This window comes from Fimbriimonadaceae bacterium (assembly GCA_019454125.1).
Taxonomy (GTDB): Bacteria; Armatimonadota; Fimbriimonadia; order Fimbriimonadales; family Fimbriimonadaceae; genus JALHNM01.
Genome location: CP075365.1, coordinates 2389929 through 2405506, shown reverse-complemented (window position 1 = coordinate 2405506; position 15578 = coordinate 2389929). Strand labels below are relative to the sequence as shown.

The window sequence follows — 15578 nt, the reverse complement described above, 5'->3', positions numbered from 1 at the left end:
TGGTCACCCCTTCCATCCGGTGCAGTGCCGCCAGTGTCGCAAGAGTCGTGTGCGGCGGTCGGTCTGCATGCGTGAAGCTGTTACGATCGAGTTCGTGCCGAAGCTTGAAAGCATGGTACCGATCGCAGAATCCGCGCAAAGTCGTCTCTCTTTCGTCGATGCTGTGGCTTCAAAACTCTTTTGTGAACGGGCTGAATGACGTAAAGAAGCAAGCGTGCACCGGAGGGCGATAGGGGGTGTGCAGGGCAGCTTGAGCAAAGTCGTTAAGATCGTGCGCAACTGCGTTGATGTTTGGACGGTCTTTGTCAATTTGCGAGTAAAGCGTGTCATCTTGCCATTCTCATATTCCAGATAGAGAGTGATGCTTTCTGCAGACGAGTCTTGGGAAGAAAGCTGGTTCGCGAGCTGGTTGGCTAGAGTCGCAATGCCCTCTTGGATCATAAGAGAGTTGTCAGCAGGGGAGTCGAAGACTATGCGTTCGGTGAGACTGTGTAAAGGGTAAAGGGCTTCAGGGTAATCCCTCCATTTTCCCTTTACAACTTGTGTGATGAGGAAAGCATTAGCTTTAAACTGCGACTTTAGGGCGCTGTTCGAAGCGTCCAACAGCGATCCCGCCCGCCTGTAACCCAGAAACTCAAGCCTTTGCCGGTCTTCAGGCGGAATCGGCGTGAGCAGGGAGGTCGGCAAACTTCTAAGAAAAAAAGGGATGTCGTCGACCACCATCAATGACGAAGCGTCATAAGGGTCAATTTCGATCGCCGAAAGTTTGGACACCCAGGCTGCTTTCGAAAGGCCGGCGCGCACGGGTGTGGCGAGGGCATGGGCGACGTCAGAAGCCAGTTCGAAGGCGGTCGCAGAGGGATTAGGGTGGCCGTCGAGCCCGATCCACGCCTCGTGGGGCATGTCGGGTTGGACCACCGAACTGTACAAGGCGCAGATGTCTAGCCAATGGTTCCTGGCGGAAAGATAATCGTCAGGATCGTAAGGCACATACGTGCCCTCTTCGCGCAGGATCGCTTTAGCCTCGGAAAGGGGGATCCCGGGATAGACCTGGCGGGCCCTTGCCTCTCGGGAGGAATCCAGGACCCGCTTTTCGCGATGGACCAGGAAGGCGCGTCCGGCGAGCTCGTTCCGCTTCTTCAGGAGCGTAGAGGTGTAGAATGAATCGAGCGAGACGAAGAGCGTATAGACCATATACGTCCACTATTATACGTCGGATGTCTACATATAGATCAACCCTGCGGACACTTCTCGCAGAATTACCGGTCGAAGAGGCAGCGCCTCACCTTTTGGGCGCCATACTTAGGTTGCACGAGTGCTCGGCGAGGATCGTCGAGGTCGAAGCTTATGCGGGGGAGCGCGACCCAGGAAGTCATGCCTGGCGCGGTCGAACGCCTCGCAACCAAGTCATGTACGGCCCTCCAGGGTATACGTATGTCTACTTTACCTACGGCAACCACTGGATGCTGAACGTCACGGCCGCACCGGCGGGGGTGGCCTCCGCGCTCCTCATCCGTGCTGCGCAGCCGCTCACCGGTTTAGAATCCATGCGCGCCCGGCGTCCGAAAGCGAAGACGGACAAAGACCTTCTGTCCGGCCCAGGAAAGCTTGCCGCCGCCTTTGGCATCGATTCGCGGTTCTACGCCGTGGACCTCTTGGGGGAGGGCCCGTTGGTGCTGGAGCCTGGGCCACCGATCGCGAGGGTGGTGACGGACGTCCGCGTCGGGCTCAGCGCAGGGCGGGGGGAGTCGACGCCGTGGCGGTTTCTCGATGCGGACTCATTGGACTGGGCGTCTCGCCCTCTTCCTCGATTGCGGCTCGCGTGAGGTCATCCTCGACCGTGGTCGGACGGGAAAGGATGTACCAAGTGCCGAACGCGCCCAGCGCCGCGACCACGGCCAAGACCGCCGGCTTTGCATACAGCACAAGAGCGGAAAAGGCGATCGCGGTCCACATCGTCCCGACCGCGATCCGCTTCGTGCGGAGCTTGATGGTGCCGTTTTCTTCCCAATCTCGAAGGGTGGGGCCGAAGTGCCTGTGTTCCAGCAGCCACCTTTCCAGTCTCGCGCTGCCCTTTTTGAAGCAATAGAGGGCCAGGATCATGAAGATCGTGGTCGGCCAACCTGGGACGAACAGGCCGATCACGCCCAATACGACGCTCATCGAGCCAAGCGCAGTCCAGATTGGGCGTACCAGCCGCATTCCCTCTATTGTGGGTGCATTCGTCGCCCTGTCCCATGTCGCCGATCACGAGCGCTTGACCGATCTAATGCCCCCGGGGGGTTATTCGACCGTCACAGACTTGGCGAGGTTCCTGGGCTGGTCGATCTCGCAACCGCGGGCGCGGGCCATGTGGTAGGCCAAAAGCTGCAGCGGGACGACGGAGAGGAGCGCGTCCAGATAGGGCACCTTCGTCTTCGGCACCTTCAGCACCCGGTCGCCATATTCGTCAAGCGTGGTGTCTTCGCTTGTGGTGACGATGAGGGCGACGCCGCCGCGGGCTTGGACCTCTCGGACGCTGCTCGCGAGCTTGTCGCGGACTTCCGCGTCGGTCGCGCCAAAAACGGCCAGAGTCCCCTTCTCCACGAGGGCCAGGGGGCCGTGCTTTATTTCGCCCGCCGGGCACTCTTGGGTGGGGACGTAGGCGATCTCCTTAAGCTTTAAGGCAGCCTCTCTCGTGACGTGTGCGTCCGCGTTACGGCCTAAGAAAAACACCAGTTTTGCGTCCTTGTTCGCTTCGGCCAGTTCCTTGGCCTGTTCTTCGAGGCCCAGGGTTTCTTGCACGCGGTCGGCGAAGAGTCGCAGGTCTGAGACCGCTTCTTCCACGCGGACCCCGGGCATTTCGCGCACTTGGGCGATCTGCAGGGCCAACAGCATCAGGACGAGGGTCTGCGCCATGTAAGCCTTGGTCGAGGCCACGCTGATCTCGGGGCCGGCTTGGGTGAAGACCACGCGGTCGCATTCGCGGGCGATGCTCGACCCGACGACGTTCACGATGCCTAGAGTCCTGATCCGCCGCGCCTTGCAGAGCCGCAGGGCGGCCAGGGAGTCGGCGGTCTCGCCGCTCTGACTCACGAAGACCGCCAGAGACCTCTCGCTCAGGAGCGGGTCGCCGTACCGGAACTCCGAAGAGTAGAAGACGTCGGTGGGCAGCCGCAGCATTTTCTCGAAGAGAAACTTGCCCATCAGCCCGGCGTGGTACGCCGTCCCGCAGGCGATCACGTTGACCCGGTCGATCTCTTGCCAGACGTGGTCGCTGAAGATGTTGTCGAGCTGGACTTTGCCCTTAGCATCGATTCGGCCCGCCAGGGCTTGGCGCACGACGTCCGGTTGCTCAAAAATCTCTTTGAGCATGAAGTGTTCATATCCGCCCTTTTCGGCGGCGGCCGTGTCCCAATCGACGTGCATCGGTTGGATTTCGGCCGGCCTGCCGTCCAGATCGGTGACCGTGACCGCGTCACGGCTTATGGTGGCGACGCGGTCGTCCTCGATCACGAGGACCTCGCGCGTATAGGGGAGAAGCGCGGGAACGTCGCTCGCCACCATGTTCTCCCCTTCGCCGAGCCCGACGATGAGGGGGCTGGCGTTGCGGGCGGCGACGAAGCGGTCTGGCTCGCGCCGGCTGAAGACGACGAAGGCGAAGGCTCCGCGCAGGCGGCGGACGGCCCGCCGGACGGCTTCGTCCAGGGGAAGGCCGGCCGCGTGCTCGCGACCAATGAGGTGTGCGGCGACCTCGGTGTCGGTCTCGCTCTGGAAGCTGTGGCCCGCGCGCGCGAGCTCTTGCTTAATTTCGAGATAGTTCTCGATGATGCCGTTATGGATCAGCGCGATGTCCGCGTACTGGTCGAAATGGGGGTGGGCGTTGAGGTCGGTGGGGGCGCCGTGCGTGGCCCATCGGCTGTGGGCGATGGCTAGGTGGGAGGCGTGCCGCGGGGGAAGCTGGTCGGCAGGCTCGGGGCTGTCCCCAGGCGTCTCTTCCGCAACCGGAGAGGGCGCGGCGGAAAGTAGTTTCCCGAGTTCGCTCAGCTTGCCGGCGCGCTTGACCACGTGGATCGCCCCGCCTCCGTTCAGGTAGGCGACTCCGGCGCTGTCATAGCCGCGGTACTCCAGGCGCTTGAGCTGGTCGTAGACGACGTCTACGGCATTGCGAGGGCCGACATAGCCCGCGATCCCGCACATTCTGCCAGGGTACCGGATGGTTCGCACCCGTCCCGGGGGCGGGCTTCCATCTAGCTTCTCTCGACGATCTGCGCGGCGTGTCGCTCCGTGTGGCCGGTGACTATGGCGAAGCCGTCCGCGACCGTCATTCGCAAAAAGCCGACCACCGGGTTGGTGTACTTCGTGGCGAGGCTACGCGTCTCGGCCGCCTCGAACAGCTTCTCGAAGGCCGCGTTCTGGGCTCGCCACTCGGCCAAGATATCCGCTGGGACGTTCGATGGCGGGTCGGGGAGGCCGCGCGGGACAGGGGTGTTCTTCTTGGTCGGCCCTGCGAAGAGCGCGATCTGCCGTCCCATAAAGGTGGTCTTCACGCCTTCTGGCGTGGAAGGGGCGCTGAGGGCCTCGGACATGGCCGAAAGGTAGCCCCGGTGTGAGACGACCAAGTGGTGGACCACTTGGGCCGGGCTCCAGAGCCCCGCGACCTTTGAAGATTGGAGGTCGTCCCAGGAGCGGATGCCCAGGACGGCCTCGCCGGATGCGACGGCGGCTCGAAAGCGCCCACGATGCTCTTCAAGAAAGGCTCGTTGGTCCACGCCTTTCTTAAGACCCGCCGTCGCCGATCAGTTTCCCTGGACCAACTTTGCCCTGACGGCCTTCATGGCTGCCTCAGTCCGCGAGTTCACCTGCAACGCCTTGAGGATGTTGCTGACGTGGTTCTTCACGGTCTTTTCGGCGATCGAGAGGTGGCTGGCGATCTCCTTGTTGCGCATGCCCTTGGCGATGAGCTCGAGGATCTCGGTCTCGCGGTCGCTGAGCACGTAAAGTTCACTGTCGTCCGACTCGTCGTCGTCTTTGACCCGGCGGAAGTCTTCGATGACCTTGGCCGCGATCTTCGGCGTGAGCTTTGCCTCTCCCCTATGGGCCAGCCGGATCGCCTCGATGACCTCTTGCGGCGTGCTGGTCTTGAGCATGTAGCCCATGGCGCCTGCCCGGATCGCCTCGAAGACGATCTCTTCTTCCTCGTTGACGGTGAGGACGACGACCTTGACGTCCTTTTCCTTCTTGAGAAGGCGGCGCATCAGTTCGATGCCGTCCATCCGCGGCATGTTGATGTCGGTGAGGACGACGTCGGGCGGGTCGGCCAGGCAAGTGTCGAGGGCCTCCTGGCCGTCCTTGCAGACGCCGATGATCTCGCACTCCGGCATTAAGGTCAGCGTGCGCTGGATCGCGTTCCGGTACCCGGGCTCGTCATCCGCTATGACGACTCGGATGGTCGTGGACATAGGCCTGAGTATACACAGGCTAAGAGGAACGTGCACGAACCCAAGGAGAATCCGAAGATTCTGCGCGTCGATGGTTCCGGCCGACTACTCGGTCCCAACTCTTGCGCGCTCAAGCGAGAGCCTGTCCCAACCGCCAAGGGTCGCGGCGGCAGAGTAGGTCGTTTCAAAGAAGCTTTGGAGGGCGACCATTGGATCGTCGGCCCTGCGGACGTCTTCGTAGGGCAGGAAGTACTCTTTCATCCCCGGGTCGTAGAACGCACCGTCTGGGCCGACTGCGGCGCGGTCGAACCCGGCGGGTTCGGGGTAGGCGTAGGAGTAGAACATCGCTTCCACCCCACTGCCGCCCGGCCAGAAACCGCAGCTCGAGCACTCGTGGGAGTACGCCTCTTGGGTGATGTGCAGAGGAAGCGGGCCGCCGCCGGGGTGCGGCGGAGCCTGACGGCCGGAGAAGCGCGTCACCGCCATGTCAAAGCTCCCCCAGAAGAAGTGGACCGGGCTCACCTTGCCCAAAAAGCCGGACCGGAACCTTTGCATCGCCTCGTTTGTGAACGAGAGGATCCGAAAGAACCGACCGACCGCTTCCTTGTCGTAAGACGCATGGACCGTGTCTTGGTCGAAGGGTATCGGATTCTCGACCTCCTGAGGCATTGTCGTGATCTTCGCATCGATGTCCAGCTTCTTTAGCGCCTCCATGAGCTCCCGGTAGAAGTCCGCGACGGTCACCGGTCGTAGCGGAACGAACTCTTCACGAGCGTCCGAAGTCGCGATCCGCATCCGGTGGCGAAGAAAATCGAACTGGACTTCGTAAAAGCCGCCGTCGCTCGAAATCGGCATCGTAGTGAGCCCTTCGGCGGTGACGTAGAGGGCCACATGCCACCAATGGTTTTGGCTCGGGCATTGCTCTAGCCTGAGCTTGCCGACGATCTGCGTCCACATGTGCAGGGTGGTGTAGGTGTCCTGCCAGTCCTGGATGTTCAGTTCGGGGAGCGGTCGAGTCATGGCTTACTGTACCGAGCAATCGATCGGCCCATCCGATGGGCCGCGGTCCGGGGCGGCGTTTATGGGTCGGGAAAGCGAGCGTTCTGGTCGTGAGGCCGGACCTGTCTCCAAGGGCACCATAATGACGGCGTTGCCCATGCCCCTGCTTGAAGTCAGCGGTCTGACCGTCGAAATCCGCGGGACGCGGATTCTTCATGGCGTCAGCTTTAGCCTCGAACCGGGCAAGACCCTCGGGGTCGTCGGCGAGTCCGGGTGCGGCAAGAGCATGACCGGGCTGGCGGTGATGGGGATGTTGCCCTTGGGCGGCAAGGTGGTGGGGGGAAAGATCGAGCTCGCGGGGCGCGACCTCACCGGGCTCCGGCCAAAGGACTGGCTCGACGTGCGGGGGCAGGAGGTGTCGATGGTGATGCAAGACCCCTTCACCTCGCTGAACCCGATGATGCGCGTGGGCGACCAGATCGCGGAGGTCCTGGTGCTGCACAAGGGGATGGGTTGGAGGTCGGCCCGCGCGCGGGCGGTGGAGTTGCTCGGCCACGTCGGCGTGCCCGCACCGGCGGACTCGGCCCGCAAGTACCCACACCAGATGAGCGGGGGCCAGCGCCAGCGCGTGGTCATCGCCGCCGCCTTCGCCAGCCGGCCCAAGGTGCTGATCGCGGACGAGCCCACGACCGCGTTGGACGTCACACTGCAGGCCCAAATCTTGCGGCTGTTGAAGGCGCTTCAGGAGGAGGCAGGCACGGCGGTGCTGATCATCTCGCACGACATCGGCGTGATCGGATCGGTGGCGGACGAGATCGCGGTCTTCTATGCGGGGCGGGTGGTGGAAACGGGCCCCGCGGAAGCGGTGCTGCGGCGCCCGATGCACCCCTACACACAGGGGCTGCTCGGGTCGATCCCGACGATCGGGGTGGACCGGCTCCAGTCCATTCCCGGACAGCCGCCGCGCTTCGGCGACCTGCCGGTCGGTTGCCCTTTCGCCCCCCGGTGCGCCCACCGGTTCAACCCGTGCGACGCCGATCCGACCCTGATGCCGCCTAGCGAGGCGCACCGTGCCGCCTGCTGGCTGGTGCCGGAAGACATGTCGCGGCAAATTGGGGCGGCCGGCGGCACGGCCGACTGAGCGGCGCGCCCCCGCGCCTGACGGGCACAGGCTATCCGGGGCCAAGCGGAGGGGATAATGCGGGCATGGAGTGGCAGGCCACAGACCAGTTCGGCAACCTCTACGTCGCCGAGTCCGACGCCCAGAGCCTTGAGGAGCTCCGGCCCCATATCGCCTCGCTCGTGAACGAGGTGCGGGAGCGGGCGGGCGACTCGTTCCGCATCACGCTGGACATGGGTTACCAGGAACTGAACGGGCCGGATCCGGACAACGTCTCGCACGTGCTTCGGGTGCCGTGGTTTGCGGGCCAGCCGAAGGACGAGACCACGCAGGCCGTCGAGGCGTGCGTTCGCGAAGCGTTCGAGGCTTGCGGCGCGACTGCGGCCACGTTCGGCGCCTGCTGAGGGCCGCCTTAGCGCGCCCCCATAGAAAGGCTTTCCCAGACGAGGTCGGCCGTGGTGAAGGCCAGGCACGTGACCGTGTCCGCCGCGCCGTAGTAGACCGTGATGCGGCCGGTGGGCGGGTCGGCCAGGGCCGCGCAGGGGAAGACGACGTTCGGCACGTCGCCCATCAACTCGCAGGGCGCTTGCGGAGACATCAGGTATTCGCGCGTCCTGGCCCGGACGATCCAGGGCTGCTCGATGTCTAGCAGGGCCGCACCCCAATGGTAGACGTACCCGTTGCAGCTCGTGAGGACGCCGTGGTGGAAGATGAGCCAACCTTCGTCGGTCTCGATAGGGATGGGGCCAGTGCCGATCTTGGTGCTTTCCCAGGGCTGCTCGCCCTTCATCACCCAGCGGTGGCGGCCCCAGTGGACGAGGTCGGGGCTTCGGCTCAGGAAGATTTGGCCGAAAGGGGTATGCCCCGGGTCGCTCGGACGGCTCAGCATCAACCAGTCGCCTTCGAAGCGGCGGGGAAAGAGCACGCCGTTGCGGTTGAACGGCAAGAAGGCGTTCGAGACCAAGTGGAACTCCCGGAAGTCGTGGGTGTAGCCGATGCCGATGGTGGGCCCGTGCCAGCCGGTGCACCAGGTGACCCAGTAGCGGTCCTCGATCCAAGTCACGCGCGGGTCATAGCCATAGTCCGGCGGTTCAAGGCCGGGGTCGTCCAACACCCATTCGATCGGTCGCGGTTCGATTTTCCAGGATAGGCCGTCGTCGCTGAACCCGGCGTGGAGCCGCATCTCGCGGCGGCGGTCGTCGCACCGGAAGACTCCGGCGAAGCTCGCGGACGAGGGCGCTTGCGCTCCGAACGGCACGACGGCGCTGTTGAAGACACTGTTGCTGGTGGGCGTGGCGTCCCGCGGGATGACGGGGTTGCGGTCATAGCGCCAGACCGGCTGCCGACAGTCCGCGGGCCTGTCCTGCCACGGCATTTTTGGAAGCGGAGGTCCGACGAGGCGCATGGACCAAGTATGGCGATTGGGACGCTCCCCGGTCGCAGGGCGAGGCCCGAGACCGTGAACCCTGCCTGGGCCCTCCATACGTCTGGAGAGGCGATGCTGAAGCGAAAGCGCGGTTGCCAGATCGGGGTGGGGATTGTGGTCTTGGCCTTTCTTCTGGCGTTGCCGTGGATGGTCCAGGTTGTCGCCGCCTTTCGCGATTTCCAACGGGCGGGGTTCTTGGAGCAGGGCGAAGAGCGGAAGTACCAGGGCTCGGTGGACGCGAACCTTACTGCGATCCGAGCCGCCCTGCTGCTCTATGTCGATAGCGAAGGGGCGTTCCCGCCTCGCGAGAGCTGGATGGACGCCGCTTGGCTCCGGTTACAGTCGGGGGACATGAGCAAGGAGGAGGCGAAGAAGAAACTGCGCGACCCTTCGCGCGCGAAGGGCGAGTCGGACTATGGGTTCGCGCTGAACCCGGCTGTGGCAGGGAAGCACCCTGACGACCTCCCCGGCGAGACGCCGCTGGTCTGGCAGTCGGAAGGGTTGGAATGGAACTCGGCGACAGGCCCGAAGGCTAAGGGGCGTGAGGTCCGGGTCGACGGGGCCCTGGGCGATGCCAAGTCGGGCTAGGAGACCATGATGAGGGCTTCTTTCGCGCGCCGCTCGCGGAGCCTCTCGACCACTGGCGACCACTCCGGCCGCTCCAGCTGAGGGTCATTCTCGAGCACGTCGATCGCGGCTTGGCGGGCCTTTTCCAGGAGGTCGGCGTCTTTGATGAGGTCGCCGACCTGCAGGTCGAGCGAGCCGTGCTGCCGGGTGCCCATCATGTCGCCCGGGCCCCTGATGTCCAAGTCTTCTTCCGCGATCCGGAAGCCGTCGGTCGTTTCCACGAGCACGCTGAGGCGGCGCTCCGTGTCTTCGCTCCGCGAATCCGCGACGAGCACACAAAACGACTGGGTGTCGCCTCGGCCGACGCGCCCGCGCAACTGGTGCAGCTGGGCGAGTCCGAACCGGTTGGCGTCTTCGATGACCATCACGCTTGCGTTCGGCACGTCGACCCCGACCTCGATCACGACGGTCGCCACGAGCACGTCGAGCCGGTGCGCGCGGAACGCCTCCATGACCTCTTGCTTCTCCGCCGGCTTGAGCTGGCCGTGGAGCAAGCCGACGCGGCGGTCGGGGAACTCGAGTTGGCTCAGTCGGTAGAAAAGGTCTTCGGCCGCTTGGGTCTGCAGCTTTTCGCTCTCGAAGATCGCGGGGCAGACGAAGTACGCCTGCCGCCCCTCGTCGAGGAGTTTTCGCACGCCCTCGTAGACCCTGGATCGTTCGTTCGGCCGTCGCCAATGGGTGCGGACGGGCTTGCGCCCCGGGGGGAGCTCGTCAATCACGGAGAGGTCGAGGTCGCCGTAGATCGCCATTGTGAGCGTGCGCGGGATGGGCGTCGCAGTCATGACGAGCACGTCCGGGTTGAGGTCGGACTTATCGCGCAGCGCAACCCTCTGCATGACGCCGAAGCGGTGCTGCTCGTCCACGACGGCCAGTCCGAGCCGGAGGAAGTTGACGCCTTCCTGGATCAGGGCATGGGTGCCGACGCAGATTTGGGCCTCGCCGTTCGCGGCTTGCTCGAGGGCTTTCCGCTTCTGCTTGACGTTCAGCTTGCCAACCATAAGGTTGACATTGATCCCAAGGGGATCGAACAGGCGGCTCAGATTGAACGCGTGCTGCTCGGCGAGGATCTCGGTCGGCGCCATGAGCGCGGCTTGGTAGCCGCAGCGAACCGCGGCGAGCATGGCGCAAGCGGCCACCGCGGTCTTTCCACTGCCGACGTCGCCTTGGACGAGTCGGTTCATAGGCTGGGGCCGCTCCATATCCTTCCAGATCTCGTCGATGACGCGCCTTTGGGCGCCGGTGAGCTCGAAAGGAAGCATTGCGGCGACCTCGTCCCAGAGCGAGCCCCCGGCGGGAACCGCGGATTCGGGTGCGAAGAGGGTCCCCCCGGAGACCGATTGTCCCGAGAGTCGGGAGATGGGGAAGGTGATACCCGCCACCTGTTTCGCCTCGTTACGCCTCAGTTGCAAGGCGAGCTGCAGGTAGAGGAACTCCTCGAAGGCGAGGCGGCGCCGACCCTCGGACCGCGCTTCGTCCGTTTCGGGCAGGTGGAGCTGGCGCAGGCACCAGCCGACTTTGCGGAGCTTGTGGGCCTTGCGGAAGTCTTCGGGAAGCGGGTCCGGGACGAGGTCCGCAAAGAGTTCGGCGGCGGACCTGCACGCCTTACGGACGGCCCGCTGGGGCACCCCTTCGGAGAGGGCGTAGACGGGGACGATGCGGGCGAACTCCTCGACCTCGTCGTCCTCGATCGCTTCCCACTCGGGGGAGGACATCTCGAGCTCGCTTCTAAACCCCTCTCGGACCAGGCCGTAGGCGATGAGGTCGCGGCCGACAAGGTTCTGGAGCTGTTTGCCCAGCCACGGCTGGTTGAACCACTGGAGGATGACCTGGCCGGTCTTGTCCTGGATTTTCGCCTGGAGCAAGACTTTGCCGCCGCGAAGCCGCTTGGTGTCGACATCGATGAGGCGGCCGCGTGCGGTGCCGTGGCGGCCGGGTTTGAGGAACATGAGCGGCGGGATCTCGCGCCGGTCTTCGTAGCGGCGGGGCAAGTACCAAAGGGCGTCGCGCACCGTTTGGATGCCCAGCTTCGCGAGCAACATGGCGTTCCGGGGACCGACCCCTTTCAGAAACTGGACTTCCATGTCCAGCCCGCTCGCTTTTTCGACCATCGCCATTAAAGTACGTCCTTCAAGACGTTCGAGCGTCGCCCCCGGCGGGGCTCTCAGCGCGTAGAATAGCAGAGTGAGCGATTGGGAGCCGATGCCTGGCGTCGTGGTCCGCCGGCTCCGGCGTCACGAGGACGACCGTGGTTGGTTGTCCGAACTCTTTCGGCGTGACGAACTGCCAGAGGGGTTCGACCCGGCGATGGCCTACATCAGCTATACGAAGCCCGGGGTGGCGCGCGGCCCCCACGAGCACGCCCTCCAGACGGACGGCTTCGCCTTTCTCGACGGGGCCTATGAGCTCCACCTGTGGGAAAACCGCCCCGGTCGCCCCTGGGACGCGCAGGTCTTCGAAGTGGGCGCGGCCGCGCCGACGATGGTGCTTGTCCCTCCGGGAGTCGTCCACGCCTATCGGAACGTGGGCGAGAGCGAGGCCTTCGTCCTGAACTTTCCAGACAAGCTCTATGCGGGCAAGGGACGGCAGGAGCCTGTCGACGAGATCCGTCACGAGAACGACCCTGACTCGAAGTTCAAATTGCTATGAAGATCCTCGTGACCGGCGCGGCCGGGTTCATCGGTTCGCACTTTGTGCGGCACGCGCTGCGGGAAGGGCCCGACGCCGAGATCGTGGTGCTCGACGCACTGCGCTATTCCGGCAATCTCTCGACCATGCAAGATTTTTGGGAGCGGGTCCGCTTCTATCCTGGGGTGGTGCAGGACGCGCACATGGTGTCCCACATTCTGACCGTCGAAAAAATCACCCATATGGTGAATTTCGCGGCGGAAAGCCACAATGACCGCTCGCTCCAGGACAACGGCAACTTCGTGATGACGAACACGTTTGGCGTGCAGGTCCTGCTCGACGCGTGCCGTAAGCACGGCTTGGAACGGTTTGTCCAGGTCTCGACGGACGAGGTGTACGGTTCGACTCTTTCGGGCGAGTTTAGCGAGCTGAGCCCGTTGCAACCGAACACGCCTTATGCGGCGTCGAAAGCAGGCGGGGACCTGCTCTGTCGGGCTCATTTCACGGCGTTTAAGACGCCGGTCGTGGTCACGCGCGGGGGCAACACTTACGGGCCTTACCAATATCCAGAAAAGCTCGTTCCGTTCTTTTTGACGCGCCTTATCGAAGGCAAGAAGGTCCCCCTTTATGGCGAAGGGAGCCAGGTGCGGGAATGGATCCACGTCCAGGACCATGCCGCCGGGGTTTGGGCCGCGTTGCTGCGCGGGGAGCCCGGCGAGGTTTACAACATCGGCGATACGAACCAGCGGACGAACCGGCAGACGGTCGATGGATTGCTCGCGCTGACTCACCGGGACTCCTCGTTCGTGAAGCAGATCCCGGACCCGCGGAAGGGCGCGCACGACGCGCGCTATTCCATGGACTCCTCTAAAGCCCGGGGCGCTCTGGGCTGGGCGCCGAGGGTCGAGTTTGAGAAAGGCATGGCGGAGACGGCGGAGTGGTACGCCGCGAACGAGTGGTGGTGGCGCCCGATCGTCTCGGACCAAGGCTACGGGGCCTTCGTCTCCTCCTTCTATGGCCCCTCGCTTGGCGACGACCTTTAACGGCGTTCAGGTCCGGGGTCGTACAATGGAGCGGTGAAAGGACTGATCCTGGCCGGAGGGAAGGGCACCCGCCTCCGACCCATAACCTTCAGCATGGCCAAGCAGCTTGTGCCGGTGGCGAACAAGCCGGTGGTCGAATATGGGTTGGAAGCCATGCAGCAGGCCGGGATCCGGGAGTTCGGCATCATCGTCGGCGATACCGCCGAGGAGGTCATGCTGGCTCTCGGCGACGGTTCCCGCTGGGGGGTGAGCCTGACCTACATCCCGCAGCCAGATCCGCTCGGCCTCGCCCATGCCGTGAAGACGGCGCGCACGTTCCTGGGCGACGAGGACTTTCTGATGTACCTGGGCGACAACATGATCAAGGCGTCGCTTGACGCCCTGATCGAGGAGTTCGACAACAACCGCCCGGCCGCGACGATCCTGCTGACCCCCGTGCCGAACCCCAGCGACTTTGGCGTGGCGGAGATGGAGGAGGGCCAAGTGACACGGCTAGAAGAAAAGCCGCGCGACCCTAAGTCGAACCTGGCGCTCGTCGGGGTCTACCTCTTCGACCACCGCATCCACGACGTTATCGCGAAGCTGAAGCCAAGCCGGCGGGGCGAGTACGAGATCACCGACGCGATCCAGGGGCTGATCGACGGTGGCTGCTCCGTCCGGAGCCACATCGTGGACGGGTGGTGGAAGGACACGGGCACGGTGGAGGCCATGCTCGAGGCCAACCGGCTGATCTTGGAGGACCTGGCCGGTTACAGCGAGGGCGAGGTCGACGACCGGAGCTCGCTCAATGGCCGGGTCCGGATCGGCGCGGGGACGCGCATCGAGAACAGCGTGCTGCGGGGCCCCATCGTGATCGGCCGGAACTGCACCATCAAGGACAGCTATATCGGGCCGTTCACCGCGATCGACGACGAAACGACCATCGACCGGACGGAGATCGAGTACAGCATCGTGATGCGCTCCTGTCAGATCGAAGAACTGCCGCACCGGGTTTCAGCGTCGCTGATCGGGCGGGGAGTGACGGCGCGCGCTTCCGTGGGAAGGCCGCGCGCGCTGCAACTCGTGATGGGCGACAACAGCTCGGTCGCGATCCCTTAGGGGCGGACGGGGGTGTCCACGCGCCAGGCGACCTGGTCGATGCCAAGCGACCAAGCGTAGCTCGCGGAGGGCTTAGCCGTCCGCGCCCTGATCCTCAACTTCGTCGTCCCTTGGGAACTGACGAACCGGGAAACGTCGCCGGTCGCCGTGATCGGGATGCGGGCCGGGGCTATGCCGAGAGAATCGTGGACCGCGCACAAAGTGTCGTAACTCCCCGCAGAATAGTCGTAGAGGTCCAGGTTCAGGACGAAGTCGCCATAGCTGTGCATGCTGGCGACGACCCACGCATCGAGGAACGCGGCGCTCCGGTCCCGCACGGCGGCGGTGACGCTTAGCTCGATGGGCGCGGCGGTCTGGTTGGGGACGATGAACCGCTTGACCACCAGTTCGACCCCGTCCTGGTCCGCGAGGCAGCCCGAGTCGCCGTCGACCAGGGTCCCCCGATTGATCGCGACGTTTTCCGGCCGGAGCACCTCCAGGGTGGGGCGGAGCTGGATGCGCCTGATGGCGTCGTAGTTCAGCAGGGCCATCTTCGTATGGCCAAGCTCGTTCGGGTGGACGTTGTCAAAGAGGTCGGGGCCGGGGGAGAGCGTGCGGAGGAAGTCAAGTTTGACAAACTGCCGGCCCTGCGCCTTGAACCGGGCGGCGAGCTCGTCGACCACAAGGTCGACGTTGCGGCGGTGGGCCGGGATCTGCCAGGCGTCTTCGGAGTTCTTCTGGTCGGGCAGGTTCGCCCAGACCACCTTTGCGTTGGGCGTGTAGGTTTCGATCTGGTCTGCGAGGTAGCCGAGGCGCGCGCGGACTTGCTGTAAGGAGAGCCACGGATAGGTGTCCGGCGTGCCGGTCATCACATAGACCCAATCAGGCTGGTACCTCTGGAGCCAGTAGGCCAGCTTGCCTTCAGCGGGTTCGGTGAGTCGGCCCTTGCCGAGTTCTTCGGAAGACCAGCCCTGGTGGCACTCGTGCCAGGGATCGAGGATGCCGGGATAGGAGCCGCCGGTCTTGCTGCCGACGAAAGTGAAGCCATATCCGGCCGCTTGCATCATCTCTTGGACTTGCCAGCGCTGGTTGCGGCGAATGGGGGCGCCGGCCGTGATGGAATCGCCGACGTAAAGGAACTTGCCCAGGTCGGCGGCGCCCACGGTGGCGGCGACGGCGAGCGCGGACAGGACGCCAATGACTTTGTGCATAGCTTTCCACTCGAAACGCCCCCTGTCACA

16 protein-coding genes are annotated in these 15578 nt (G+C 64.2%); 7 read left to right on the top strand and 9 right to left on the bottom strand.

Annotation, left to right across the window (positions count from 1 at the left end):
* Window positions 1-3: 3 nt before the first annotated feature.
* Window positions 4-1194: a hypothetical protein gene (locus KF733_11750; GenBank protein QYK55671.1), complete on the bottom strand. Its 1191-nt coding sequence runs from the start codon at window positions 1192-1194 to the stop codon at window positions 4-6.
* Between the two features lie 23 nt (window positions 1195-1217).
* On the opposite strand from KF733_11750, the gene KF733_11745 reads away from it, so the two are divergent.
* Entirely contained in the window at window positions 1218-1826 is a 609-nt protein-coding gene (locus KF733_11745) for a DNA-3-methyladenine glycosylase (GenBank protein ID QYK55670.1), read from the top strand.
* Here the strand turns inward: KF733_11745 and KF733_11740 are convergent.
* The 5 genes from KF733_11740 to KF733_11720 all read right to left on the bottom strand — a co-directional run bounded on the left by KF733_11740 (window position 1729) and on the right by KF733_11720 (window position 6440).
* On the bottom strand, window positions 1729-2202 hold the full coding sequence (locus KF733_11740; protein QYK55669.1) for a YbaN family protein: 474 nt from the start codon (window positions 2200-2202) through the stop codon (window positions 1729-1731). The genes KF733_11745 and KF733_11740 overlap by 98 nt on opposite strands.
* Before the next feature lie 81 nt (window positions 2203-2283).
* The gene (gene glmS, locus KF733_11735; protein QYK55668.1) at window positions 2284-4179 is read right to left on the bottom strand and encodes a glutamine--fructose-6-phosphate transaminase (isomerizing); all 1896 of its coding nucleotides are present in this window, start codon (window positions 4177-4179) and stop codon (window positions 2284-2286) included.
* A 50-nt stretch (window positions 4180-4229) separates the two neighbouring features.
* On the bottom strand, window positions 4230-4751 hold the full coding sequence (locus KF733_11730; protein ID QYK55667.1) for a DinB family protein: 522 nt from the start codon (window positions 4749-4751) through the stop codon (window positions 4230-4232).
* Between the two features lie 27 nt (window positions 4752-4778).
* Window positions 4779-5441: a response regulator transcription factor gene (locus KF733_11725; GenBank protein QYK55666.1), complete on the bottom strand. Its 663-nt coding sequence runs from the start codon at window positions 5439-5441 to the stop codon at window positions 4779-4781.
* Window positions 5442-5525: 84 nt separating this feature from the next.
* Window positions 5526-6440: a hypothetical protein gene (locus KF733_11720; GenBank protein QYK55665.1), complete on the bottom strand. Its 915-nt coding sequence runs from the start codon at window positions 6438-6440 to the stop codon at window positions 5526-5528.
* Window positions 6441-6576: 136 nt separating this feature from the next.
* On the opposite strand from KF733_11720, the gene KF733_11715 reads away from it, so the two are divergent.
* Both KF733_11715 and KF733_11710 read left to right on the top strand, forming a co-directional pair.
* The gene (locus tag KF733_11715) at window positions 6577-7560 is read left to right on the top strand and encodes an ABC transporter ATP-binding protein (GenBank protein QYK55664.1); all 984 of its coding nucleotides are present in this window, start codon (window positions 6577-6579) and stop codon (window positions 7558-7560) included.
* A 65-nt stretch (window positions 7561-7625) separates the two neighbouring features.
* Window positions 7626-7943 carry a hypothetical protein gene (locus KF733_11710; GenBank protein QYK55663.1) on the top strand — a complete coding sequence of 106 codons (318 nt, stop codon included), beginning with the start codon at window positions 7626-7628 and terminating at the stop codon, window positions 7941-7943.
* Window positions 7944-7951: 8 nt separating this feature from the next.
* Here KF733_11710 and KF733_11705 read toward each other — a convergent pair whose 3' ends face one another.
* On the bottom strand, window positions 7952-8914 hold the full coding sequence (locus tag KF733_11705; protein ID QYK57169.1) for a glycoside hydrolase family 130 protein: 963 nt from the start codon (window positions 8912-8914) through the stop codon (window positions 7952-7954).
* A gap of 39 nt (window positions 8915-8953) precedes the next feature.
* Between KF733_11705 and KF733_11700 the strand changes: the two genes are divergently transcribed.
* Window positions 8954-9553 carry a hypothetical protein gene (locus KF733_11700; GenBank protein QYK55662.1) on the top strand — a complete coding sequence of 200 codons (600 nt, stop codon included), beginning with the start codon at window positions 8954-8956 and terminating at the stop codon, window positions 9551-9553.
* Here KF733_11700 and recG read toward each other — a convergent pair.
* Window positions 9550-11700 carry an ATP-dependent DNA helicase RecG gene (recG, locus tag KF733_11695; protein QYK55661.1) on the bottom strand — a complete coding sequence of 717 codons (2151 nt, stop codon included), beginning with the start codon at window positions 11698-11700 and terminating at the stop codon, window positions 9550-9552. The two genes, KF733_11700 and recG, sit on opposite strands and share 4 nt — an antisense overlap.
* Before the next feature lie 73 nt (window positions 11701-11773).
* Between recG and KF733_11690 the strand changes: the two genes are divergently transcribed.
* From KF733_11690 to KF733_11680, 3 genes are read left to right on the top strand one after another with little or no spacing between them, the layout of a single operon-like run.
* Window positions 11774-12238 carry a dTDP-4-dehydrorhamnose 3,5-epimerase family protein gene (locus tag KF733_11690; protein ID QYK55660.1) on the top strand — a complete coding sequence of 155 codons (465 nt, stop codon included), beginning with the start codon at window positions 11774-11776 and terminating at the stop codon, window positions 12236-12238.
* Window positions 12235-13260 (top strand): dTDP-glucose 4,6-dehydratase, encoded by a 1026-nt coding sequence (locus KF733_11685; GenBank protein QYK55659.1) that lies wholly within the window; start codon window positions 12235-12237, stop codon window positions 13258-13260. Before KF733_11690 ends, KF733_11685 begins: the two co-directional genes overlap by 4 nt.
* Before the next feature lie 33 nt (window positions 13261-13293).
* A complete protein-coding gene (locus tag KF733_11680; GenBank protein ID QYK55658.1) occupies window positions 13294-14358 on the top strand; it encodes a glucose-1-phosphate thymidylyltransferase in 1065 nt (354 codons plus the stop codon).
* Here KF733_11680 and KF733_11675 read toward each other — a convergent pair.
* Window positions 14355-15548 (bottom strand): hypothetical protein, encoded by a 1194-nt coding sequence (locus KF733_11675; protein QYK55657.1) that lies wholly within the window; start codon window positions 15546-15548, stop codon window positions 14355-14357. The two genes, KF733_11680 and KF733_11675, sit on opposite strands and share 4 nt — an antisense overlap.
* Window positions 15549-15578 lie beyond the last annotated feature (30 nt).

Bases quoted from the DNA above. Each gene is read 5' to 3' on its own strand.
- KF733_11675 (QYK55657.1), bottom strand. From the start codon at position 15,548: ATGCACAAAGTCATTGGCGTCCTGTCCGCGCTCGCCGTCGCCGCCACC.
- KF733_11715 (QYK55664.1), top strand. From the start codon at position 6,577: ATGCCCCTGCTTGAAGTCAGCGGTCTGACCGTCGAAATCCGCGGGACG.
- KF733_11725 (QYK55666.1), bottom strand. From the start codon at position 5,441: ATGTCCACGACCATCCGAGTCGTCATAGCGGATGACGAGCCCGGGTAC.
- KF733_11745 (QYK55670.1), top strand. From the start codon at position 1,218: ATGTCTACATATAGATCAACCCTGCGGACACTTCTCGCAGAATTACCG.
- KF733_11750 (QYK55671.1), bottom strand. From the start codon at position 1,194: ATGGTCTATACGCTCTTCGTCTCGCTCGATTCATTCTACACCTCTACG.
- recG (QYK55661.1), bottom strand. From the start codon at position 11,700: ATGGTCGAAAAAGCGAGCGGGCTGGACATGGAAGTCCAGTTTCTGAAA.
- KF733_11720 (QYK55665.1), bottom strand. From the start codon at position 6,440: ATGACTCGACCGCTCCCCGAACTGAACATCCAGGACTGGCAGGACACC.
- KF733_11740 (QYK55669.1), bottom strand. From the start codon at position 2,202: ATGCGGCTGGTACGCCCAATCTGGACTGCGCTTGGCTCGATGAGCGTC.
- KF733_11700 (QYK55662.1), top strand. From the start codon at position 8,954: ATGGCGATTGGGACGCTCCCCGGTCGCAGGGCGAGGCCCGAGACCGTG.
- KF733_11705 (QYK57169.1), bottom strand. From the start codon at position 8,914: ATGCCGTGGCAGGACAGGCCCGCGGACTGTCGGCAGCCGGTCTGGCGC.
- KF733_11710 (QYK55663.1), top strand. From the start codon at position 7,626: ATGGAGTGGCAGGCCACAGACCAGTTCGGCAACCTCTACGTCGCCGAG.
- glmS (QYK55668.1), bottom strand. From the start codon at position 4,179: ATGTGCGGGATCGCGGGCTATGTCGGCCCTCGCAATGCCGTAGACGTC.
- KF733_11685 (QYK55659.1), top strand. From the start codon at position 12,235: ATGAAGATCCTCGTGACCGGCGCGGCCGGGTTCATCGGTTCGCACTTT.